The sequence below is a fragment of the Nonomuraea sp. NPDC049758 genome (assembly GCF_040674635.1).
GTDB lineage: Bacteria > Actinomycetota > Actinomycetes > Streptosporangiales > Streptosporangiaceae > Nonomuraea.
This window is the reverse complement of sequence record NZ_JBFAMZ010000010.1, coordinates 258,964-280,767: the sequence shown is the minus strand read 5'-3', so window position 1 is coordinate 280,767 and position 21,804 is coordinate 258,964. Positions and strand designations below refer to the sequence as shown.

Genomic DNA, 21,804 nt, shown 5'->3' with positions numbered 1-21,804 from the left:
TCAGATCGCCTCGCCCGCGGCGATGGACCGCTTGAGCCTGATCAGGTCCTTCGGCGCGTTGACGGCGACCGCGCCGACCAGCACGCCGTCGCGGGCGAAGGCCACGGCGAAGCGGTCCTCGTCCGGGTCGCCGGCGACGACGCGCGCCTCGTCGGCCAGGTGCGGCAGGCCGGCCGTCTGGATGCGGGCGCCGTGCACGTGGGTGGCGAAGTTGGGCACGTCCGCGAACGGCTGCGCGTCGTCGGGCCCGGCCAGCAGGTTGCGGGCGGCCACCGCGCCCTGCTCGTTGGCGTTGGACCAGTGCTCGACGCGGATCAGGGCGTCGCCGTACAGGCGGTGCGGCCAGCGGGCCACGTCGCCCGCCGCGACGACGTTCACCGAGCCGGTGGCGTACAGCGTCGGCTCGCACAGCACGCCGTCGTCCACGGCCAGGCCGCTGCCCGCCAGCCATTCGGTGTTGGGCGTCACGCCCATGCCGCCCACGACCAGGTCGGCGGACAGCACGCGGCCGTCGCCGAGCCGCACCTGGCCGCCGGTCACCTCGGTGACGCGGACACCGGTGACGAGTTCGACGCCGTTGCGCTCGTGGTGCCCGGCCAGCCAGCGCGCCGCCTGCGCGCCGAGGCCCGCGTGCATGGGATGCGGGCCGGAGTCGACCAGGGTCACCTTGCGGCCGAGCTGCCTGGCCGTGGTCGCCACCTCACCGCCGATGAACCCGCCGCCGATGACCAGCACGTGCTCGTGGCCGGAGTCCAGTTCGGCGCGCAGGGCCAGGGCGTCCTCAAGGGTGCGCAGGGTGTGCACGCCGTCGAGCCGCCTGGGACGGGCGCCGCTCGCGACGACCAGGCCGTCGTAGCCGAGCTCGGCGCCGTCGTCGAGGACGACCGTGCGGTTGCCGGCGTCCAGGCGTACCGCCTGCCTGCCGCGCAGCCAGTCGTCGCCGAGCTCTTCGGCGCCGGGGAGCGTGACGTCCTCGTCGCCGCGCAGGACGCTCTTGGACAGCGGCGGCCGGTTGTACGGCACGTGCGCCTCGGCGCCGACCAGCGTGAGCTCGCCGTCGAAGCCCTCCCGGCGCAGGGTCTGGACGGCCCGCAGCCCCGCCAGCGAGGCGCCGACCACAACGATCTTGTCAAGGGTTCTCATGCGAGGCAACGATACCGGTAGGGGGTATGGGAGAGGCAATGTGACGCACGTCTCATATACCCCACCGGCGTATGGCTTGCCTTTCCTCAAGATCGGGCGTACGTTCTCTTCGGCATACCCGGCCGGGGTATCAAGGGAGGAGCGAGGCGATGAGCACGAAGACCTACACGGTGTCCGGAATGACCTGCGGCGGCTGCGCGGGCACCGTCAAGACCGAGATCGGCAAGGTCGCCGGGGTCTCCTCGGTCGACGTCGAGCTGGCCACGGGGCAGGTGACCGTCACCTCGACCGACGCCCTCGACGACACGAAGATCAGGGACGTCGTCGAAGAGGCGGGCTACGAGCTGGTGGCCGGCTGAGCCGTCGAGACCACCGAAGCGGGGCGCGGGGGGGCCGCCGGCCCCCCCGCGGGTGCCCGTCCCCGCCACCCCCCCCCCCCACTCCACTTTCAGCTGGTCGGCCTCCCCCGCGGGGGGGACGTCGGGGGGGGGCGGCTGCGCCGTCCTCACCACCGTGGCGGCCCCGGGCCCCCCCCGGCCCCGCTTCGGCATGCCCGGCGCTGATCCCAGCGCCGGGCCGGTTCAGGGCCGGTTCAGGGCTCGCGGGTCAGCGCCTGGTGCAGGCCCCGGCAGGCGCGGGTGAGCGCGGTCGAGCCGCGTCTGCCCGCGTGGGCGGCCACCTCCGGGATCTCGCCGCGCGCCCCGGCCCACATGGCGACGTCCGTGGCCAGCACGACGGCGTCGGTGTGCGCACGCCGGGCCCGCTCGCCCCCGCGCGGCAGGAAGACGGCCAGGAAGTGGCGCAGGATCGTCCACACCTCGGCGTGCGCGCCCTGCTGGGCGGCCAGTTCCAGCGACGGCAGGGCGAGGTCGGCCCGCACGCCGCCGCGACGGCTGAGCATGCCCAGCAGCCGGCCCGTCTCGGCGCCGGGAAGCGCGCCCTTGGCCGCCAGTTCGAGCAGCGGGGGCACCGCGCCGTCGCCCTCCGCGGTGAGCACGAAGGCCAACACCAGGGCCGTGGCCGGACCGGACTCCCCTCCGGCCAGCGCCAGGCCGCGCAGGTCGTGGACGCCGGGCGGGACCGAGTAGTCGAGCAGGCAGAGCGCCAGATGGGCCGCCGCGAGCTCCCGGTGGTGGGGCGTCATGCCCGGCCAGAAGTCACGTGACCCGCGCCGGGAGAAGCCTCTGCCGGAGGGCGCGGCCAGCAGGGCGTCGACGGGGGCGAGGCCGGTGGGCTCGGCAGGCGGCCAGCTCACGGCGGCGATCCCGCGCCGGTCGGGGACATGCTCGTGGGGCGCCGAGCCGAGGTCGGGGGTCCAGGTCACCTCGACCCGCGGCGGCGGGGGCGCGCCGCGCCCGAGCCGGCGGGCCACCGCGGCGGCGGCCTCCGAGCCGATGCCCCGCGCCCGTTCGGCCAGGTCGGGGGCCGGATCGGGCGGCAGCCGCAGCAGGGCCTGTGCCAGGTCGAACGGCAGCGGTTCGCGGCCGGAGCGCGCGCACCCGGCCAGGCGGGTGAGCAGGGGCTCGGGGTCGAGGTGGCCGTCGGCGCGGGTGGGCGTGGCCAGCAGGACCGGGGGCAGGGCTCCGGCCTTCGCGGCGCGCAGCAGCTCGTCGAGGCGGGACAGCAGGAAGGCGTAGAGGCCGGCGCGTCCCTCCGGGCGGGGGAGGCGGCACCACTCGGCGGGCGCCGGTCGGGCGCCGGGGTCGTAGAGATCGGTCTCGACGTCGTCCGTCCGCAGCAGCTGCTCCTGCACGTCGTCGGGCAGGTCGTGCAGCGGGAGCATCGTGCGCAGGCCGGGGAGCAGCCGGAAGGCCGTGGCCGCGAGGTTCACCATGCCGTCGTACAGGGCCTGCCCGACGTCGCCGGGCGTGCTCCGGTACGGCGGCCACTCCCGCGGCGGACGCGAGCCGGGCGGCCCCGGATCCTCGCCCGGGTTGACCAGCTCCCTGGCCAGCGCGGTGCACCAGTCGCGCGGCGACTCCCACACCGGCATGTCGTAGAGCACCGGCCGCAGCTCCTCGCCGAACCGCCGGGCCAGCGTCTCGCGCAGGGAGCCGGGGTCCGCGTGGGTCTCCCGCACCACCGCCGCCAGCCACGCCTCGACGGCGATCCAGCCTGCCTCCGCCGGCGGGCCGGCCTCCGGGCCGCGGACCGGGAACGGGCCGGGCACGGTGACCTCGGGCAGCCGGCCAGGGGTGAAGTCGCCGGTCCGGCCCGCGCCGAAGCGCTCGTGGAGTCGCCGGGCCGAGGCCGGGGGCAGCAGCTCGGCCCCCTCCAGGAGCGCTGTGGGGTCGGTGACGTGACCGGCGTGCTTGAGTGTGAGGGCGACCGCGCGGTCGCGCACCTCGTGTGAGGCGTGCCCGTACGCGTTGGTCAGCGCCCTGACGTGGTCGTTCACCCGTTCCGGGTGGGGGCCGAGGGCACGGTCGAGCCAGGTCAGGCCCTTCACCGCGAGCCCGGCCTCCGGGCGGAAGGTCATCGACTCGACGGCCTCGGCGACGTCCGCCGGGTCGAGCCGGGCCGCGCGCGCCTGCCGCCAGGCCAGCTCGGCCACCGGGCCCGGCGCGGTGGCCAGCAGCCGCAGGTAGTCGCGCAGCCGTCCGGCCGACTCCGCCGGCGTGGGCGCCACCAGCGTGTGCAGCCGGACGAAGAAGCGCAGGTCACGCGGGTCGCCGCCGAGCAGGAAACGGCGCACGCAGCCCGCGATGACCTGCTCGCGCGGCAGCGCGCGGCCGGTCAGGGCCAGCCAGTGGGACGGCTCGGGGGTGAGCTGCTCGTCGGCCAGCGCCCGGCCCGCGCCGGCCGCCTCGAAGATCCGCGGAAGCAGGTGGGGCGTCAGCGGGTCGTCGGCCACGGTCGCCGCCGACAACCAGGCCGCCACCAGCGGCTCGTGGTCGGGCGGGGGAACCGGGCCGGCGCGCAGCAGCGCCAGCGCCAGCGGCACGACCCGGTCGTCGGGACGGCGGACGCGGCGCGCGAGCCGGACCGCCAGATCGGCCCGCCAGGCCGCCGGGCGGCCGGAGACCGCCCTGACCAGCCGGTGCGGGCTCGGCGCGCCGGACGTTCCCGGGTCGAGGTCGCGCTTCATCAGCCAGGTGGCCGCCCCGGCCGGGCCGGGAACGGTCGCCGCGCCCACCATCATCAGCGCCTCGGCGGGACCGGTGAGCTGGTCGAAGGCGTTCCAGCGGGCGGCGAGCAGCCGCGGGCGCAGCTCGGCGAGCAGGCCCGGCAGCTCGGCGGCGACGGCGGCCCGCTCCGCGCCGGTGAGGTCCGGCAACCGTGCGGCCAGCCGCTCGGTGTCGCGGGCGAGCACGAGGCGCCTGATCTCGGCGCGGACGTCGTCGGCGGTCATGACGTGGCTCCGGTGAGCTGGGCGTGCAGGCGGCGGCAGGCGTGGGCGAAGCGGGTCGTCCGGCGGCTGCCGGCGAACTCGGCGACGACCGGGATCTCCCCGCGCGCGCCGGTCCAGAGGGCCACGTCGGTGGCGAGGGCGACGAGCCGGGAGTGGCTCACGGTGAGGCGCCGCCCCTCGCCGGGCGACATCACGGGCAGCAGGGCCCGCATGACGCGCCACACCTCGTGGTGGCCGCCGGCCTCGGCCAGCCGGGTCAGGGCCGCGATGGCGGGGGTGGTCTCCTGCCAGGTGCGGCGCAGCACCAGCGCGAGCTGACGGCCCATCGCCTCGGCGGGCAGTTCACCTCTGGCGGCCATGCGCAGGACCAGCGGGATCATGCCGGGCACGCCGCCGGTCAGGAGGAAGGCGAGGACCAGCGCCGTGGACTCGCCCATCGGCCCCTGGGCGAGCTCCAGGCCGATGATCTCCGCCGGAGCGCGCCAGACGCCCCAGTGGCCCTGCAGCAGGTAGGGCAGGAAGTTGACGGCCACGACCTCGCGGTGGGAGGGCAGAACGGCGGGCCACGCCCCCAGAGTGTGGCCGGACTCGCTGCCCGCCCGGTCGGACGGCTCGCGCAGCACCACCTCGTCGATCAGCCGATGGCCGGTCGGGGCCGTCACCCGCAGCACGGGCCGCAGCCTGACCTCGGTGAAGTGCTCCGGGTCGCCGTCGCCGAACTCGACCATGGACGCGTGGACCATGTGCCGCCACCCGTGGCCGCACTCGGGGTCGGCCATGCCGGCACCGGCGAGCCAGCGGGCGGCCGACCGCGCCGCCTCCGACTCGACCTTGGCGGCCCGCTCGGCCGCCGCCGGATGGCGGCCCCGCGGCAGGCGCAGCAGCGCCTGCGCCAGGTCGGCGGGGAGCGGTTCCACCCCGGCGGCGGCGCACGTCTCCAACCGGCCGACCAGCACGTCGGGGTCGAGGTGGCCGCTCGTCCAGGTCGGGGTGGCCAGCAGCGCCGGCGGGAGGGCGTCCTCGCGGAGGGCCGCGGCGAGCTCGGCGTAGCGGTGCAGCAGGAAGTCGTGGAGCGGGGCGACCCGGCCGGTGCGGGGCAGGCGGTTGCGCCGCCGCCACTCGTCCTGCTCGGACAGCGCCACGGGCAGGTACGAACGCCGCCGCGGCGGGACGAACACGACGGTCACCCGCGCGAGCGGCTCGTCCGGGCCCGGCGGGGGCACCGGTTCCCCCAGCCGCATCGCCGCGATCCGGGTGGAGTCCACGCCGAGCGCGGTCATCGCGTCGTAGGCGCGGTCGAGGAGGTGGTACGGCATGGCCTCCACGGAGTCGTCGTACAGGACGCCGGGCCTCTTCCGCGCCGGGCGATCATCGGGTTCGTTCAGCCGGATCCGGCCTCTGGCGAAGGGGATCTCCTGGTCGCCCTCGCGGACCACCGCCTTGGCGGGACCTTCGTCGCTGGTCCAGGTGATGGAGAAGGCGCGCAGCGGGGCGTCGTCGTCGAGGAAGCGGCCGGGCCGGTGGCCGCCGCTCACCATGATCCGCCCGGTCGGCGGCTCCTGGCCGGGCTCCTGCCCGCGGGGGATGACGCGCACTCCCACGGAGTGGGCGGCGCGCTCCCAGAACGTCTCCGGCTGGATCGGCGGGAGCTCCGGCACGCTGCCGGGCGTGACGAGCTCGGCGGCCAGCGCCGCCCGCCATTCGCCGGGATCGAGGCACACGTCCTTGATCCGCCGGCGACCGTGGGCCTGCTCGACGTGTGCCTGCTCTGCGTGTGCCTGCCCGACGTGGGGCGCGAGCCTGCGGCGCAGCTCCGCCCGGTCGTCGGCGACGCCGGTGACGAAGGCCGCCAGCCAGCGCTCCTCGTCGATCCAGGGCTCGTGCCCGCCGGGGAAGATCGACGGCTCGGGGAAGGGCAGCGCCTGCGCGGGCTCGGGCAGCGGCGGGAACTCCTTGGGCTCCAGCAGCTCCTCGACCGGGGTCTCCCCGCCGAACCGCCCGGCCAGCTTCGCGCCCAGGTCGGCGGGGAGGTCGCGGACGGCGTCGAGGATCGCCTCGGCGTGCTCGGTGAGCAGGCCGGCGTGTTTGAGGGTCAGCTCGACCGCGCGGTTGCGCACGTCGAAGGACGTGTGCGCGTACGCCGTGGTCAGCGCGGCGACGAAGTCGGCGGCGGTCTCCGGCCTGGCCCGGATCGCCTGGTCGAGCCAGCGCAGCCCGGTGGCGGCGAGCTTGGCCTCGGCCCGGAAGGTGAGCGCGTCGACCGCCTCGACCAGGTCGGCGTGGTCGAGCGGCATCGCGGCCCGCACCCGCGCGGCGGCCGACTCGGCGACCGTGCCCGGCGCGGACGGCAACAACCGCAGGTAGTCGCGCAGGCGGGCAGCCGACTCCGCGGGCGTGGGGTCGAGCAGCGTGTGCAGCCGGACGAAGAACCGCAGGTCCTGCTGCTCGCCGCCGCGCAGGAACCGGCTCACGCACCCGTCGAGGGCCTGCTCCCTGGGGATCTCGCGGACGACGGCGGCCAGCCAGCGGGAGGGCCGGGGCTGCAGCGACTCCTCCCGCAGGACGCGGCCGGCGCCGTCGGCGTCGAAGATCCGGGGCAGCAGCACGGGGGCCAGCGGGTCGTCGGGCACGGTCGGCTGGGACAGCCAGGCGGCCACCAGCGGGTCGTGGTCGGGCGGCACCGCGCCGGACTGGCGCAGCAGCTCCAGGGCCAGCGGCGCGATGCGGTCGGTGGGACGGCGCACCCGCCGGGCCAGCCGGACCGCGACGTCCCGGCGCCATTCCGGCGGACGGGCCGCCGCCACCCGGCACACCTGATCGACCCTGACGTCCGGCGCCCAGCGGCGGTTGACGTCGCGGCCGGTCATCCACGTCACCGCGGCGGCCGGGCCGGTGATGAGCCCGACGCCGGCCACCAGCAGCGCCCTGGCCATGCCGGTGAACAGCTTCTCGACCTCCCAGGAGACCATCTCCCCGAAGTCGCCGGGGTACTCGGCGCGCACCTGCTCGGTGCGGACCCGGCGCAGCTCCTTGACCAGGCCGGGCAGCTGCCCGGCCAGCTCGGCGCGCTCCTGCTCGGTCAGCGTGACCAGCCGGTCGGCCAGGCGGCCGGCCTCCTTGCGGACGACGAGGTCGCGGATCTCCGTCCAGGTGGTCATCGGGAGACCTCCACGGCGGCGCGGGCGACGATCCGGGCGGCCAGCACGTGCTTGCACGGGCCGCGGGAGCCGCGGTGGTCCCACCACCACTCGCAGGTGCAGGAGCCGTCGGCCAGCGAGACCTGACGCGTGCCGCCCGAGGTGCGGACGGTGGCCGACTCGCCGTCGAGCCGCACGGCGCCCGCCTCGACGAGCCTGCGCGCCTTGGCCAGCCGCGGGTTGAGCACGGTCACGTTGTCCTTGTCGTAGGGCAGCTCGCGGTGGAAGTGGGCGGCCTCGGCCAGGTCGTAGCCGACCCGGCCGGCGACGCCGAGCTGCGTCAGCGCGGCCCGCACCCGGTCGGCGGGGATGCCGGCGCGGTCGGCCAGCAGGCCGATCTCGACCTCGGGCTCGAAGTTGAGCAGCATGCCGACCAGGTCGGCGTCGTTCTCGGCCTCGTCGGTGGCCAGGTCGTCGAGCACCGCGCCCTCGCCGGAGAAGCCGCGCCAGCGCTCGGGCGACAGGGTGAGCGTGTAGCGCATGCCCGGCAGCTCCAGCTCCCAGGCGCTGGAGGCGGCGTCGGACGGGCCGTACACCTGCAGGGCCTTGGCGAAGCGGAGCAGCGGCAGCAGGGTGGCGAGCCGGTTGGGGCCGGCGAGCTGGACGGATCCGGGAACCGGGCGGTCGGAGACCTTCAGGTCGCGCCCCGCCTGGGCCACCCACACCGTGCCCTTCCTGGGCAGCCCGCGCAGGAAGCGCACCGCCGCCATGCCGGCCAGCTCGCCGCGCTGGTCCATGCCCGAGGCGATGACCTGAACCTCGGCGAACCCGCGCAGCCAGCGCTCGGGCAGCGGCACCTTCTTCTCCACCACCGCGCCGTCCGTGGTGGTCACGACCAGCTCGTCGAGGCCCACTCCCAGGTGCAGCGGGTCGCGCGCGCCGATGCGCGCCAGCGCCTCCCGCAGCGGGGCGTTCACGTCGACGTTGGTGGTGCCCCGGTCGAAGACCTCGCCGTCGAGCGCGCCCTGCAGCAGGTCGAGCCGGGCGTACACGCCGCCGCAGGCGGAGAACGACTCGAAGCGCAGGCGGTCGCCGTTGCACGTCACCACCGGGTCGCGCACCCAGCCGGGCCGCTCCTGCGGCTGGTGGTAGCGGGCCAGCGCCACGTCGGCGACGCCGAGCAGGGCCGCCGCGGCGGGGGCGGCCTGGGTCACCGCGCCGCTGAAGAAGCGGGGGGCCACGGCGGGGCCGGACAGGGCACGGCCGCCGGAGGTCGCGAGCCCGAGGCGACCGTCGATGAGCGAGGAGGGCGCGGCGTACGTGTACGCCTGCGTCGCTGAAGTCATGGCCGGGACGATAGATCGCGCCACCGACAAGATCGCCGCTACGCGTTCCGCCGGTTTGGAGGCCAGATCATGTTTGATTCCGGATGGTCTACTCATTTCGGACAAGCCGGTTTATGCTCTGGACATCCTGAAGTGGATCACCCCCCCTGGGAGGCGCCCATGAAGAAGATGACCATCCGCCGCAAGAGCACGCAGCGCCTGATGTCCGGGGCCCGCCGGCTCTGGATCGAGTGGTGCTGGTAGGTGCCGAGACGGCGGGCGCTCTCGGGTGCCCGCCCCTGCGGTTCCCGGTGCGGCCGTGAACCGCTACGACTGCCATCGCGGCCACGGGCCCTACGCCGGGGTCGCCGGATTCCTCGCCACGATCGCCGCCGACCGCCCCCGCCTGGCCGCCCGCCATCGGGTCGAGCTGTACGCGATCGCCCCCTGGCTCGACCGCACGGCGCGGCCGGCCGCAGAGGAGGAGCCGATCAGGTTCCACCCCGCCCGCCGCACCGCCTGCCTGGCGTACGGCGCCGCCGAGTTCGCCGCCGCCTGGGCCGGCGCCCTCCGCCGCCCGGTCACCGTCACCTTCGACCACGTCGCGAACGCCGACGAGACCACCGCCGAACTGCTGGACGTCCTGGTCCCGCGGACCGCCGCCACCCCGCTGCGCCTGGACCTGCGTGCCGACGGTCCCGCCGAGCCGCCGCCGCTCCCCACGGCCCCGGACGCCGTCCGCGCCGCCCTCGGCGACGGCCTGGCCCGCGGCTTCTACCACCATGCGGCCCGCGTCGCCGCCCACGGACGCGCCCTCGTCACCCCGGACGGCGACCTGCGGCAATGGTGGGCCTGCACCACCGGCCTGGCCACCGCGCTGGCGGCGCTGGAGCGCGCCGAGGAGGCGCTCGAACTCTACGACGAGGCCCGCGCCGCCACCGGCGACCCGAAGATCAACATGTCCGCCGCGTACGCCACCGCCATGTTGTACGCCCGTCACCTCCCGGCCGCCCGCCAGGACCCCGCGCAGGCCCGGCACTGGCTGGAACAGGCGCTCGACCTGGCGCAGAGCGTGGACGACCCGCGCCACCAGGTGATCTCCACCGTCTTCTACGAGCAGGGCCTGGCGTTGCTGGACGCCAAGGCCGGCGCGCCCGACCAGGCGCTGCGGCTGGTCGACGACGGGCTGGCCAGGCTGACCGCGGTGCTGGCGCCGGGCGAGCACCCGCAGCACCTGGCCCGCCTGCGGCACAACCGCGCCCAGGTGCACCTGGCACTCGGCGACCCGGAGCGGGCCCTGGCCGACCTGGACAGCGTGATCGCCCACGACCCGGACAACAGCGAGTACTACGTGGACCGGGCCGCCCTGCACCGGGCGGCCGGTCGCGTCCAGGCCGCGATCAAGGACTACGGCGCCGCCATCAGCCTGGGGCCGCACCTGCCGGAGGCGTACTACAACCGTGCCGTGCTGCACCTGGAACGCGGCCGCGACGACCGGGCCCGCGAGGACCTGGAGCACGCGCTCGCCATCGACCCCGGCCACCTGGACGCCCGCATCGCCCTGGTCAACGCCCACCTGGAGCGCGGCGCGCTCGACGCCGCCGAACGGGACGCGCTGGCCGGCCTCGAACTGGCCCCCAAGGACCCCGCGCTGCTGTGCACGCTCGGCCTGATCCGCTCCGAGCGCGGTGAACCGGCCGAGGACCTGTTCACCCAGGCTCTGGAGGGCGACGAGACGCTGGTCGAGGCGTGGACCAATCGCGCCGCCGTCCGCTTCGAACGCGGTGAGGTGACCGCCGCCGTGGCCGACCTGGACCGGGCGGTGGCCCTGTCGTCCGCGCCCGAGCCGCGCTACAACCGGGGCACCGCGCTGGCCCGGCTCGGCCGCTGGGAGGAGGCGGCCCGCGACTTCACCGACGCGCTCGCCCAGCCCGGCCTGGACCGGGCGCTCCGCCGCGACCTGCGCGCCGAGCTGGACCGCTGCCGGCGCGCCCGCTCCGGCTGACCCGCGGCGGGGTCAGCCCGCCGCTCGATCCGCGGCCGCGTTCACCCCCGGCCGGTCCTGTCGCAGGTGGTGTCCTCGGCGGGCAGGACGCCGTCCACCAGGTACCGGTTGACGGTGGCGTCCACGCAGGCGTCGCCCGCGGCGAGGTAGGCGCCGTGGCGGTAGGCGCCGCGCAGGGTGATCATGCGCGAGCCGGTCAGCGCCCGGTGCATGGACCGCTGGCCGGGGAAGGGCGTGACGGGGTCGCCCTCGGCCCCGACGACCAGCAGCGGGACGTCGTTGCCGAGCGCGGTGGGCGCCTCCACCGGCGCGGCCGGCCAGAAGGAGCAGGGGCCGAGGTTGCGGGTCATCGGCCCGAACAGCGGCTCGTCCGCGCGGTGGGCCTGGATGTCGCGGTAGTAGGACTCCAGGTCGCGGGAGGCGGCCCGGTCCGCGCAGAGGATCGGGGTGCCCGCCCGGTCCTCGGCCGACCCCGACCCGGTGAACAGGCCGTCGAGCGTCTCCTTCAACGACGCCGGGACGGTGACCGCGTCGCCGCGGGCGGCGCCGGCCAGCGTCCGCACCTCCGTGGCGAAGCTCGCGTACGCCTTGGCGCTGTCGTCGTAGAGGCGGATGAACAGCAGGTAGGGGACGTGGTGGGCGTCGAGCCGGTACCCGCCGACGCGCAGCGGACGACGGGCCGCGGCCCGGTTCACCCGCTCCACGGTGGCCAGGACGTCGGCCTCGGTGGCGCCCAGGCCGTACTCGGCGTCGCGGGCGGCGGCCCAGGAGGCCCAGTGCCTCAGCGCGGCGTCGATCGCCGGGCCGGTCGCGGACAGCAGGTCGGGGCCGTAGACGTCCGGGTCCACCGCGCTGTCCAGCACGAACCGGTCGGCGCGGCCGCCGAACAGCTGCGTGTAGACGGCGCCCAGGTACGTGCCGTAGGAGTAGCCGAGGTAGGACAATCTGGGCTCGCCGAGCGCGGCGCGGATGACGTCCATGTCGCGGGCGGTGTTGCGGGTGGAGGCGTGCGGCAGCAGGTCACGGTTGCCCTGGACGCATCCGGCGGCCAACTCCTTCATGAGCGTGGCGCTCTCGTCGAACGTGCGGCGGGTCGGGCCGGCCGACCGGGTGGGGGTGTCGGTCGTCCACCGGCAGCGGATGGGCGTGCTGCGGCCGACGAAGCGCGGATCCATCCCGATCAGGTCGTAACGGGCCGCGACGGCGGGCATGAGCCTGCCGAGCAGCGGCTGTCGCAGCCCGCTCCCGCCCGGACCGCCGGGATTGATCAGCAGGACGCCCCGGCGTGCGCCGGGATCGGCCGCCTTGATCCGTGAGATCGCCACCGACACGGTCCGCCCCCGGGGCCTGCGGTAGTCCAGCGGAACGGTCACCTCGGCGCACTGGGCGCCCGCCGCGTCCAGAGCCGCGCCGACGTCGTCGCCCGGACCGGTCGCGCAGCGGTGCCAGGCGAGCGCCTGGCGGTGGAACCCCGCCAGGGCGTGGGTCCCGTTGTCACGCCTGACGTCCGCCGACGCCTGGCCGGTGACCGCCATCCCCGCCATCAGGGTCGCGCTCGCGGCGACGGCTGTGACGATCTTTCGAGCACGCACAGAAAGCCCCCTTTTCTGATGATGTCGGCACCGACGCTAGGTGGCCGCGCGATCGACCTTGATCGGCCGAACGGCCGACCGAGATCGGCCGTACGGCCATTCCGGCGCCCTGATCCGGACGGCCTGACCCGCAGCAGGTACGCCCCCCGACATCCGCGCCGACCCCCCCTGGACGCGGCTGGATGCGCAAGGGACCGCCCGGCGCGACGCGATGTTCCGACCTACGCGGACATGAGCGGCCGGGGCTCGTTCAGTGGCCGTCGCAGCAGGCGGTGCGGGCTTCGGCGAGGTGGGCGGGGTCGTTCCACCAGTGGCCCGCCGTGCTGGGATGGACGGGGACGCGGGCCTTGACCCGCCCGGCGGGCGCGGCCGCCCCCTGGTCGGTGGTGGTGGCGGCGGACGGGTAGGGCGCGAGAAGCTGCTCGACGGTGTGGTGCCTGCCGCCGACGACGACGGCGGTGACGTTGGCCGCGTCCTCGATGCGGGACAGCGGGTCGCCGTCGACGATGGCCAGGTCGGCGTACATGCCCGTGGCGATCCGGCCCAGCGGGAGGCCCAGGTAGGCCCCGGACGTGCTGGTCGCGGCGGTGAGCGTCTCGCGCGGGGTCAGGCCGTACCGGACCATGGCCCGCAGGTTCATGTGCAGGCTGAGCCCGAGGTGGTCGATCGGCGCGTCGGTGCCGGCGGTGACCACGCCGCCGCCGCGGATCATCGCCGTGAGCTGGGCGACCTGGTTGGCGAGGTTCGTCCGGACCACCTGGACCGCCGCCGGGTCGGCGGTCTGCGCCGCGGTGACCGTCGCCCGGAGCGCGGCCATCCGCCAGTTCGGGTAGAGCCGGCGCACCCGTTCGTCGGTGACCAGCGAGGTGTCCTCCCGGTACAGGGTCGAGGAGGCGAACAGGGTGGGGGTCCTGGCCATCTTCGAGGCGTTGAACATGGAGATGACGTCGGAGTAGGCCGAGCCGACGTTCGTGACGGTGCGCGAGTAGCCGAACCGGTTGGTGGCGCCGACGTGCTCGGTCTGGTCGCCGCCCATGGCGATCGCCGGGTAGTGGTAATGCGAGCTGACCGGCTTGCCCTGGCGGTGGGCCCAGTCGATGACCTCCCGGTGCCAGACGACCGGCAGCCGCACGTAGCACTTCAGCAGGTCGTAGTCGAGGGCGGCGGCCCGCCGCAGTTCGAGCCGCAGCTGCTCGTGCGAGTACGTCGGGCGCATGAAGTTGTAGTAGACGCGCGCCCCGTCGATGGCCTCGCCGGTGCCCAGGTAGCGCGGCGCGAGCCGGGCGCCCGACTGCACCGACTCCCGTTCCTCGACCATGTGGTATGCGGGCGAGCCCGGCGAGCGGGTGGTGGTGACGCCCAGCGCCAGCCACAGCGGACCCTGCCGCGACCCGTAGGCGTAGCCCTGCATCTCGCGGTGGTGGTGGATGTCGATCAGGCCGGGCATGACGAACCTGTCGCGGGCGTCGACCAGGTCGCCGGGCCGTCCGTCCCGGTGCGGCTCGATCGCGGCGATGCGCTGGCCCCGTACGACGATGTCGACGTCACGGACGACGCGGCCGGAGACGCCGTCCCACATGCGGCCCGCGTGAATGACGACCTGGTCGGGGCCGGGGTCGTTGCGCCAGGTCAGCCGCACCGGGACCGGCCGGGCGGGTCTCCCGTCGAGGCTCGCCCGCTTGAGACGTCCCTCGTTCAGGTAGAGGAGGGTGGCCGAGTCGCCGGCCCAGACGGGGGCGTCGGAGACCTCGCGGGTGACCTGACGGGCCGCGCCGGTGGGCCGGCCGGTCCGGTCGACGGGCAGCACCCACAGGACCGACTCCATGGCGAAGGCGAGCATCGTGCCGTCGGGCGACCAGACGGGGCCGTCGTCGCCGCGGGTCTGCAGGGACCGGTGGGGCGCGGGATCGACGTACGTGCCGGCGCCGGTGGCCCGGTCCACGAGCAGGATCTTGGACAGCCCCTCCCGGTAGCGCCGCGAGTACGGCACCACCGCGGCCATCGCCAGCGTCCTGCCGTCGGGGGACCAGGTCGGGCGGCCCGGCTCGAAGGTCGCGTCGTAGATCTTCTGGCGGTCGCCGGTGGAGACCTCCACGACCCACAGGGCGCCGTCCTGGTCCAGGTAGGCGATCTCGCTGCCGTCCGGCGACCAGCGGACCGACAGGGCGGCGGAGTCGGTCAGCCGGGTCACCTGCCGGTCGGCGCCGGTGTCCAGCTCGCGGACCCAGACGTTGAGCGTGCCGGTGCGGTCGGTGACGAATGCCAGCCGCCGCCCGTCGGGGGAGAAATCCGGGTCGGCTTTCCACCAGCGGTCCCGGAAAAGCGGTTCCGGGATGCCGCCGGCGCGCATGAGATAGATGTCGTTGAGCGCGCGGAAGGCGATGAGGGAGCCGTCCGGTGAAACGGCCGGGCTGCCGATTCCGACGACCGGGAACGAGCCCGGCCGGTCGAATACCCGGACCTTTTTCCGGTACTTCGGAGTGGTCGTCGTCAGCGCGGCGGTGAAGCCGACCGTGCCCGCGGTGGGGGAGCCGAGGCGGCGGACCTTGATGGTGCCGGCGGAGGTGTAGTAATAGCGTCCGTCCGGGGCGAATCGGGCGCGGAACGGGAACACCTCCTCGCCGGTGACGAGCGCGCCCGCGGTGCCGGCCAGGTCGTTGGCGCCCGAGTGGAAGTGGTGGTAGGCGAGGTCGGCGCCGTTCGGCAGCCAGGACGGCTGGTGGACGACCTGCCCGGCGGGCACCGTGACCGCGGTGGCGCGCGTGCCGGTGGCGACCTCGACGACGTCGATCCTGGTGTCGGCGACGACGAAGGCGATCTTGCTGCCGTCGGGCGACCAGGCCGGCTCGTACTCCTCGGCGGAGCCGTCGGTCAGGACGCGGCTCGCGCCGGTGGCGACGTCGAGCAGGTGGATGCCGTAGCTGCCGCCCGCGTCGGAGGAGTAGGCGATGGTGCGGCCGTCGGGGCTGTAGCGGGGCTCGCGGTGGTCGTACGGGCCGGTGGTCAGCTTCCTGATCGCGGATCCGTCGGGCCGGATCGTCCACAGGTCGAAGACGCCGTCGCGGTACGACTGGAACACGATCGTCCTGCCGTCGGGGGACCAGTCGGGCTGGGCTATGTCGTACAGGTCGCTGGTGAGCCTGCGGGCGGCGCCGCCGGAGGCCGAGCAGACCCACAGGACGCCGAGCAGGTCGAGGGCGAGCAGGCGGCCGTCGGGCGAGGGCGCGACGGCGAAGTCGGTGCCGGAGGCGACGGCCGTCCGGCCGGCCTCCCGCGCCACGCGGGCCCGCGCCGGTGCGGCCGGGGCCAGCGCGGCGGCGAGCGCGGCGCCGCCACCCGCCAGGACGGCCCGCCGGGACGGCCCTGACATCGATCCGGACGGAGCGGCGGAGGCGTCGGAGGGAACCGGTGCGTGAGACATCGCGAATTTCCATTCCACTGTTCAGATGGTCGGCGAAAGGCTGAACGTGACGACGCGCGATTCATGGTCCCAGACGAATTGCCTAATCGCCTCGGAGTTCATCTGATCGGCCACCATTGCGTGGCTGGAATATGCCTTCAGGAAAGTAGATATGTCGGTCAAAAGAATAAGTCAAGAGGGACGGGCGGGACGGGATCGCCGGCAGAAGTGGGGCCAGCCCCACCCACCCGTACGGCCAGCCCCATGTTCCGGCCCGGCGGGTGCTTCCTAAGCTCGCTGCCACAACGACACGGAGGAGACAGATCATGACGAACACCGGCGGCATCCCGACCGCGACGACGGCCCTCGGCGACGCCCGTGCCCAGGAGGCCCTCGCCACGGTGAAGAAGTGCGTCACGCTCTTCGGGGCCGTCGGTGTCATCGTCCTCGGCGTGGTCGCGGTGATGGCGTTCACCGGCGGCGAGGCGTCCGGTTTCATGTGGGTCCGGGGGGTCGTGCTGGTCGTGATGGCTCCGCTGATCCACCGGATGACCGTCCGCGCCGCGGAGGGGTCGTACAAGGCGTTCGGCCGGGTGCGCACCCTGTCCACCGTCATGCCGATCGCGATCATCGGCGTGGACCTGATCCCCGGCCTCTGCCCGGCCTGGTACGCCGTGCTCCAGGGCCTGTCGGCGCTGGCCCTGGCCGGCGTCGCCGTCATCACCCGCGGCGCCGCGCTGCGCGCCGCCTTCCCCGGCGGGAAGTGAGGCCCGGCCCCGCGGGTCAGGCGGGCGGCTGGAGCATGGGCACCAGGAAGCGCCTGGCCACCTCGGCGAGTTGCCCGTCGTCGTCGAGGTCGATGACGGCGCTGGGGATCGCCAGGAAGGAGGTTGAGATGCGCACCATCATCTCCGCCACGAGGTCGGCGTCGAGGCCGTCGGACACGTTGCCCGCGCGCTGCTCCCGGCGGAGCTGGCCGGCGACGAACTGCCGCACCGTGGCGAGCGTCTGGCCGCCGTCGGTCATCAGGGACGGCACGAGAAGGTCGGGCTCGGTGGCGATGAGACCGCCGATCAGCGGGTTGCCGCGGATGGCCCGCAACGAGCTGACGAAGCCGAGGACCACCCGGTCGGCCGGCGTGCGCGCCTGCTCGATGTCGATGAGGAACCGGTCGAAGTAGCGGCGGAACTCCCGGCGCACCACGTGCTCGACCAGCGTGTCCTTGGTGTCGAAGCGCCGGTAGACGGTGATCCGTGACACCTTCGCCAGGCGTGCGACGTCCTCCATGGTGGAGCGCCTGATGCCCATCCGGCAGAACTGCTCGTAGGCCGCGTCGAGGATGCGCGTCCGCAGCTCGTCGGGGTCGCCGACGCGTTCGACGGCGTCGACGAAGGCGCGCTCCAGCAACGACTCCGAGCCCGACGGCGCCATGAAGCCGGACAGCACGGATTCCACGATCACCTCCTGGATCGATTCTGCCTCAGGGGCGGGTCTTGTGATGTCCATCACAACGTGCTCTCATGATGATACACAGACTCATGGTTTGTTTCTCAGTATCACCCACTTCTCGGCCCCGGGCGAGAAGGAGGAAGCGGCGTGGGAGAACTCAGCAGGCGTGATTCCGGCGACGGCGCCGACACGCGCTCCCTGTTCGGTGGATCTCCGGCGAGCCGATCGAGACTGCCCTGAGCGGGACCCCCATCTCGAAGGAGTGCAGAGCATGGCAGAGCTGAGCAGGCGCGAGGTACTGATCTCGGGCACCGCCCTGGGAGCCCTCGGCGCGCTGGGGATCACCTCCCCGGCCCAGGCCAAGGCCCTCGCCGACGGCTGGGAGTGGCCGGCCGCCGGCTCGGTCGCGGGCTCCGGCACCGGCGCCGACCCTCGCTGGGTGTGGGACGACGTCGCCGACCCGCTCCTCGCCTCGCTGTTCGACCGCGGGGTCATCCCCGAGGTCAACCGGCTGCTCCACGACTGGAACCGCAACGACCAGCCGCTGCCCGCCGGGCTGCCGGCCGACCTGCGGGCCTTCATCGAGCAGGCGCGTCAGCTCCCGTCCTGGGCCGACCAGGGCAAGCTGGACGCCGCGTCGCGGTTCCACGCGCTCAAGGGCAACTACATCGTCGTGCTCACCATCGTCGGGGCCGGCATGCTGGCCACCGCCATCCCCAAGGAGGCCCGCGCGGTCTACTACTCCGCGGGCGGCGCCGACCTGAAGGACCGGGTCGCCAAGACGAACGTCCTGGCGTACGCGGTCAGGCCCCAGAACGCCTGGGGGCCCGGTGGGACGGCCGTGGTCGAGGCCGTCAAGACCCGGCTGGTGCACGCGGCCGTGCGGCACCTGCTCAAGTCGTCCCCCCACTGGCCGGGGCCCATCCCGATCAGCCAGGAGGACATGCTGGTCACGTGGCACACCCTGGCGACCTACTCCATGCGCGGGATGCGCGAGTGGAAGGTGCGCATCTCCGCCGCCGAGTCCGCGGCGTACCTGCACTCGTTGCAGCTGCTGGCGCACATGCTCGGCATCAGGGACGAGTTCATCCCCGCCACCTGGGACACCTCCTACGCCCAGTCGGACATCGTCCTGCCCAGGAACATGGGGCCGACGCCGGAGGGCGTGGAACTGAACGACATCCTGCGCGACATGCTCGCGGAGCTGACCAGCCCGGGCAGCATCGACAAGCCGCTGGTCAACGCGTTCTCCAGGTACCTCACCGGCAACCAGGCGGCCGACTGGAACGGCATCCCGCGCGAGCCGCTGTGGGACCCGGTCGTCAAGACCGCCTGGCCGCTGCTGGTGGCGTTCAGGGAAGGGGTGATCGGGCTGCCGCTGGTGCCGGCCGCGGCCTGGCTGCTCGACGAGATGATCAAGAAGTGGACCACGTTCTACCTGACCAAGGGCGCGCAGACCAAGATCGTGATCCCGACCGGCAACCGCCCCGGCTGACCCCGGGGCTCCGCCGCAGGAACGCGTGCAGGACGCGGGCGACACCCGTGGGGCAGGCGCAACCTGCCCCACGGGCGTGCCGGGTTCGATCAGGCTCCGGGCGGCTGCACCTCTCACGGGGCGTGCCGGGTTCGATCGGGCTTCGGGCGGCTGCACGCGCTCGCGGCCTCGCGCCGGGCGGCGGGCCTTCGATGATCGGGTCGACACGCGGGCTCGCGGTGCACTGTGATGGTCCGGCCGCCCGCCGCACGGAGCGGGCCCGTCGCTGGAGTCGTCCTTGGCAGTCCCGGGAACCGCGCCCGCCCGCCCCACGATCGACGCCGCCCTGATCAGGAGGCTGGTCGACACGCAGTTCCCGCAGTGGGCCGCGTTGCCGCTGCGGCTGCTCGACCCGGCGGGCTCGGACCACGTGATCTACCGGCTGGGCGACGAGTTGTCCGTCCGGCTGCCCCGCCACGCCGACGCCGTCGGGCAGGCCGACAAGGAACACGAGTGGCTGCCCAGGCTCGCGCCGTGGCTGCCGCTGGCCGTACCGGTGCCGGTGGAAGTGGGGGAGCCCGGCTTCGGCTACCCGTGGCGGTGGGCGGTGTCCCGCTGGCTGGCGGGCGAGGTGGCCACCGTCGAGGCGCTGGCCGGCTCGTCCGTGGCCGCCGAGGGGCTGGCGGAGTTCCTGGTCGCCCTGCAGCGGTTCGCGCCCGAGTCCGTCGCGTCCTTGAAGACCCGTCCCGACCTCGCGCAGGAGCCGCTGGCGGGCCGGGATCGCGCGACGCGGGCCGCCATCGCGGCGCTCGGCGGCGTGTTCGACCGCGCCGCCATGACCAGGCTGTGGGACGCGGCCATGAGCGCCCCCGGCTGGGACCGCGCGCCTGTCTGGTTCCACGGCGACTTCCACACCGGCAACGTGCTGACCGTCGGCGGCCGCGTCAGCGCGGTCATCGACTTCGGCGGGCTCGGCATCGGCGACCCGGCCGCCGACCTGATGATCGCCTTCACCCTGATGTCGGCCGGCAGCCGGGCCGCCTTCCGCGCCGCGCTCGGCGTGGACGAGGCCACCTGGACCCGGGGCCGCGGCTGGGCCCTGGCCACCGGCCTGAACGCGTACACCGCCTACGCCGCCGTCAGCCCGAGGGTCGCCGCGCAGACCACCCGGCAGATCACCCAGGCCCTCGCCGGCTAGCCCGGTTCGCCGGAGATACGAACCGGGATGTAAGAAAACCGTCCTTCGGACCACATGTTCTACGAACGAGTCATCCGCGACCGAAGGACACGGTTTTGCCCGACCCACACGAGCGCTTCACCGTGCTCTACGACACCTACCGGCCGCGGGTGTACGCCTACGCGGCCGGCCGCGCCGGGCATCAGCTCGCGGAGGAAGTGGTCAGCGAGACCTTCCTGGTGGCCTGGCGGCGGCTGGACGACATTCCGGCCCACGCCGAGTTGCCGTGGCTCTTCCGCGTCGCCCGCAACGTCCTGCGCGACGACTTCCGGCAGACCGTACGGCGTCAGGCCCTGGAGGCCGAGCTGCGGACCTGGGTCGAGGAGGCCGCCCTCGACGCGGGCGAACAGGCCACCGAGCGGGTCGCCGTCCTGCGGGCGCTGGCCTCCTTGTCCGAGTCCGACAAGGAGCTGCTGACCCTGACCACCTGGCACGGCCTGTCCACCGCGGAGGCGGCCGAGGTGCTCGGCTGCACCAAGGCCGTCTTCTTCGTCCGGCTGCACCGGGCGCGTCGCCGGCTGCGGACGGCGATGGAGGCCGGCGGCTCCGCCACGTCTCCGCAGTCCGTCACCGTTCCAGGAAGGAGGCTCGCATGAGCCGCAAGCCCGACCCGTTGGACCTGCTCGCCGAGGCCCGCCCGGCCGCGCTGGACCGCGCGTCGCGGCTCTCCGCCGACGACGTGCTCGTCATGGCCGCCCTCAACTCGCCCGGAGAGCCCGGTCGCCGGCGCTCGCGCCCGAGACGGAGCCTGCCGGCCACCCTGCGGTTCACCGCCGTCGCGGCGGTCGCGGTGGCGGCCGTCGTGCTCGTGCGGAGCGCGGACCACCGGCCCGCGGCGCCTGCCCCGATGTCCGCCCGTACCGTGCTGCTCGCCGCCGCGGAGCGGATCGAGACCGCGAGCCCGGTGACCGGCCGCTACTGGCACACCGTCGGGCAGAGCATGGCGCTGCAGGAGGCGGGCCAGGGGCCCCCAGGCGGCGGGACCCCCAGGAGCGTCCGGTACCGGGTGACGTGCGCCCACGAGCTCTGGATGGCGAAGGCGGCGCGCGAGCCCAGCTGGCTGGTGGTCACCGCCCAGTCGGGCGCGCCGCTCACCCCGGCCGACGAGGAGACCTGGCGCGGGCAGGGCGCGTGGCGGCTCGGCGACTGCGCGGGAGCCGCCGTGCCCGGGGTGGGCGGGGCGGTGCCCGCGCCGCCGTTCGCCAGCCGGCTCGACGACAGGCGCAACCCGGAGGTGGCCTACCCCCAGGTCGGGGCCGCGCACGTCACCACGGAACAGGTGATGGGCCTGCCGGCCGATCCGGCGGCGCTCAAGAAGATCCTCCAGCAGTGGACCGGGCCCAGCGGTCAGCCGTCCGACGAGTCGTTGTTCGCGCAGGCCACCAGCCTGCTGTCCCAGCTGCCGACCACGCCCAAGGTGCGGGCCGGGCTCTACCGGATGCTCGCGGGCCTGTCGGGCGTGCGGAACCTCGGCGCGACCGGCGATCCTCTGGGACGCGTGGGGACGGGCATCGAGCTGCTGGGCGGATTGCGACGGATCATCATCGACGACGCGTCCGGCCGGCTGCTGGCCGTGGAGGAACGCCTCTCCGACGGCGACCGGGCCGAGGTCACCGCGTGGACCGCGCTGACGGCGTCCGGCTGGACCGACGCGACCCCGGTGCTGCCCAGGAAGCTCTGATCCCGACCT

Annotated in this window: 14 protein-coding genes; 7 read left to right on the top strand and 7 right to left on the bottom strand. The window is 74.5% G+C overall.

Translation table 11 applies throughout. From position 1 onward, the window contains the following. Nucleotides 1-1,143: an FAD-dependent oxidoreductase gene (locus AB0J46_RS27125; protein WP_364336625.1), complete on the bottom strand. Its 1,143-nt coding sequence runs from the start codon at nt 1,141-1,143 to the stop codon at nt 1-3. A gap of 149 nt (nt 1,144-1,292) precedes the next feature. On the opposite strand from AB0J46_RS27125, the gene AB0J46_RS27120 reads away from it, so the two are divergent. After that, the gene (locus AB0J46_RS27120) at nt 1,293-1,502 is read left to right on the top strand and encodes a heavy-metal-associated domain-containing protein (protein ID WP_358301112.1); all 210 of its coding nucleotides are present in this window, start codon (nt 1,293-1,295) and stop codon (nt 1,500-1,502) included. Between the two features lie 233 nt (nt 1,503-1,735). On the opposite strand, the gene AB0J46_RS27115 is transcribed toward AB0J46_RS27120, so the two are convergent. The 3 genes from AB0J46_RS27115 to AB0J46_RS27105 are packed head-to-tail and all read right to left on the bottom strand — an operon-like array spanning nt 1,736 to nt 8,978. Further along, nucleotides 1,736-4,495 (bottom strand): hypothetical protein, encoded by a 2,760-nt coding sequence (locus AB0J46_RS27115; protein WP_364336623.1) that lies wholly within the window; start codon nt 4,493-4,495, stop codon nt 1,736-1,738. Then, the gene (locus AB0J46_RS27110; protein WP_364336621.1) at nt 4,492-7,653 is read right to left on the bottom strand and encodes a hypothetical protein; all 3,162 of its coding nucleotides are present in this window, start codon (nt 7,651-7,653) and stop codon (nt 4,492-4,494) included. The genes AB0J46_RS27115 and AB0J46_RS27110 overlap by 4 nt, the downstream gene beginning before the upstream one ends. Next, nucleotides 7,650-8,978: an SWIM zinc finger family protein gene (locus AB0J46_RS27105; RefSeq protein ID WP_364336619.1), complete on the bottom strand. Its 1,329-nt coding sequence runs from the start codon at nt 8,976-8,978 to the stop codon at nt 7,650-7,652. The genes AB0J46_RS27110 and AB0J46_RS27105 overlap by 4 nt, the downstream gene beginning before the upstream one ends. Before the next feature lie 298 nt (nt 8,979-9,276). Here AB0J46_RS27105 and AB0J46_RS27100 point away from each other — a divergent pair, with 298 nt between their 5' ends. After that, nucleotides 9,277-10,962 (top strand): tetratricopeptide repeat protein, encoded by a 1,686-nt coding sequence (locus AB0J46_RS27100; RefSeq protein WP_364336617.1) that lies wholly within the window; start codon nt 9,277-9,279, stop codon nt 10,960-10,962. A 41-nt stretch (nt 10,963-11,003) separates the two neighbouring features. Here the strand turns inward: AB0J46_RS27100 and AB0J46_RS27095 are convergent, their stop codons facing one another. Beyond that, a complete protein-coding gene (locus AB0J46_RS27095; protein WP_364336615.1) occupies nt 11,004-12,554 on the bottom strand; it encodes an alpha/beta hydrolase in 1,551 nt (516 codons plus the stop codon). 250 nt (nt 12,555-12,804) lie between these two features. Next, the gene (locus AB0J46_RS27090) at nt 12,805-15,975 is read right to left on the bottom strand and encodes an amidohydrolase family protein (protein WP_364336613.1); all 3,171 of its coding nucleotides are present in this window, start codon (nt 15,973-15,975) and stop codon (nt 12,805-12,807) included. Nucleotides 15,976-16,280: 305 nt separating this feature from the next. Here AB0J46_RS27090 and AB0J46_RS27085 point away from each other — a divergent pair, with 305 nt between their 5' ends. After that, on the top strand, nt 16,281-16,721 hold the full coding sequence (locus AB0J46_RS27085) for a hypothetical protein (RefSeq protein ID WP_364336611.1): 441 nt from the start codon (nt 16,281-16,283) through the stop codon (nt 16,719-16,721). Nucleotides 16,722-16,737: 16 nt separating this feature from the next. Here AB0J46_RS27085 and AB0J46_RS27080 read toward each other — a convergent pair whose 3' ends face one another. Further along, nucleotides 16,738-17,385: a TetR/AcrR family transcriptional regulator gene (locus tag AB0J46_RS27080; RefSeq protein ID WP_364336775.1), complete on the bottom strand. Its 648-nt coding sequence runs from the start codon at nt 17,383-17,385 to the stop codon at nt 16,738-16,740. Between the two features lie 289 nt (nt 17,386-17,674). Between AB0J46_RS27080 and AB0J46_RS27075 the strand changes: the two genes are divergently transcribed. The 4 genes from AB0J46_RS27075 to AB0J46_RS27060 all read left to right on the top strand — a co-directional run bounded on the left by AB0J46_RS27075 (nt 17,675) and on the right by AB0J46_RS27060 (nt 21,795). Further along, nucleotides 17,675-18,898 carry an oxygenase MpaB family protein gene (locus AB0J46_RS27075; RefSeq protein ID WP_364336609.1) on the top strand — a complete coding sequence of 408 codons (1,224 nt, stop codon included), beginning with the start codon at nt 17,675-17,677 and terminating at the stop codon, nt 18,896-18,898. Between the two features lie 277 nt (nt 18,899-19,175). After that, nucleotides 19,176-20,075 (top strand): aminoglycoside phosphotransferase family protein, encoded by a 900-nt coding sequence (locus AB0J46_RS27070; protein ID WP_364336607.1) that lies wholly within the window; start codon nt 19,176-19,178, stop codon nt 20,073-20,075. A gap of 95 nt (nt 20,076-20,170) precedes the next feature. Continuing rightward, on the top strand, nt 20,171-20,710 hold the full coding sequence (locus AB0J46_RS27065; protein ID WP_364336605.1) for an RNA polymerase sigma factor: 540 nt from the start codon (nt 20,171-20,173) through the stop codon (nt 20,708-20,710). Beyond that, a complete protein-coding gene (locus AB0J46_RS27060) occupies nt 20,707-21,795 on the top strand; it encodes a CU044_5270 family protein (RefSeq protein ID WP_364336603.1) in 1,089 nt (362 codons plus the stop codon). Before AB0J46_RS27065 ends, AB0J46_RS27060 begins: the two co-directional genes overlap by 4 nt. Nucleotides 21,796-21,804 lie beyond the last annotated feature (9 nt).

Bases quoted from the DNA above. Each gene is read 5' to 3' on its own strand.
- AB0J46_RS27110 (WP_364336621.1), bottom strand. From the start codon at position 7,653: ATGACCACCTGGACGGAGATCCGCGACCTCGTCGTCCGCAAGGAGGCC.
- AB0J46_RS27075 (WP_364336609.1), top strand. From the start codon at position 17,675: ATGGCAGAGCTGAGCAGGCGCGAGGTACTGATCTCGGGCACCGCCCTG.
- AB0J46_RS27060 (WP_364336603.1), top strand. From the start codon at position 20,707: ATGAGCCGCAAGCCCGACCCGTTGGACCTGCTCGCCGAGGCCCGCCCG.
- AB0J46_RS27120 (WP_358301112.1), top strand. From the start codon at position 1,293: ATGAGCACGAAGACCTACACGGTGTCCGGAATGACCTGCGGCGGCTGC.
- AB0J46_RS27080 (WP_364336775.1), bottom strand. From the start codon at position 17,385: ATGGCGCCGTCGGGCTCGGAGTCGTTGCTGGAGCGCGCCTTCGTCGAC.
- AB0J46_RS27090 (WP_364336613.1), bottom strand. From the start codon at position 15,975: ATGTCTCACGCACCGGTTCCCTCCGACGCCTCCGCCGCTCCGTCCGGA.
- AB0J46_RS27125 (WP_364336625.1), bottom strand. From the start codon at position 1,143: ATGAGAACCCTTGACAAGATCGTTGTGGTCGGCGCCTCGCTGGCGGGG.
- AB0J46_RS27115 (WP_364336623.1), bottom strand. From the start codon at position 4,495: ATGACCGCCGACGACGTCCGCGCCGAGATCAGGCGCCTCGTGCTCGCC.
- AB0J46_RS27105 (WP_364336619.1), bottom strand. From the start codon at position 8,978: ATGACTTCAGCGACGCAGGCGTACACGTACGCCGCGCCCTCCTCGCTC.
- AB0J46_RS27085 (WP_364336611.1), top strand. From the start codon at position 16,281: ATGACGAACACCGGCGGCATCCCGACCGCGACGACGGCCCTCGGCGAC.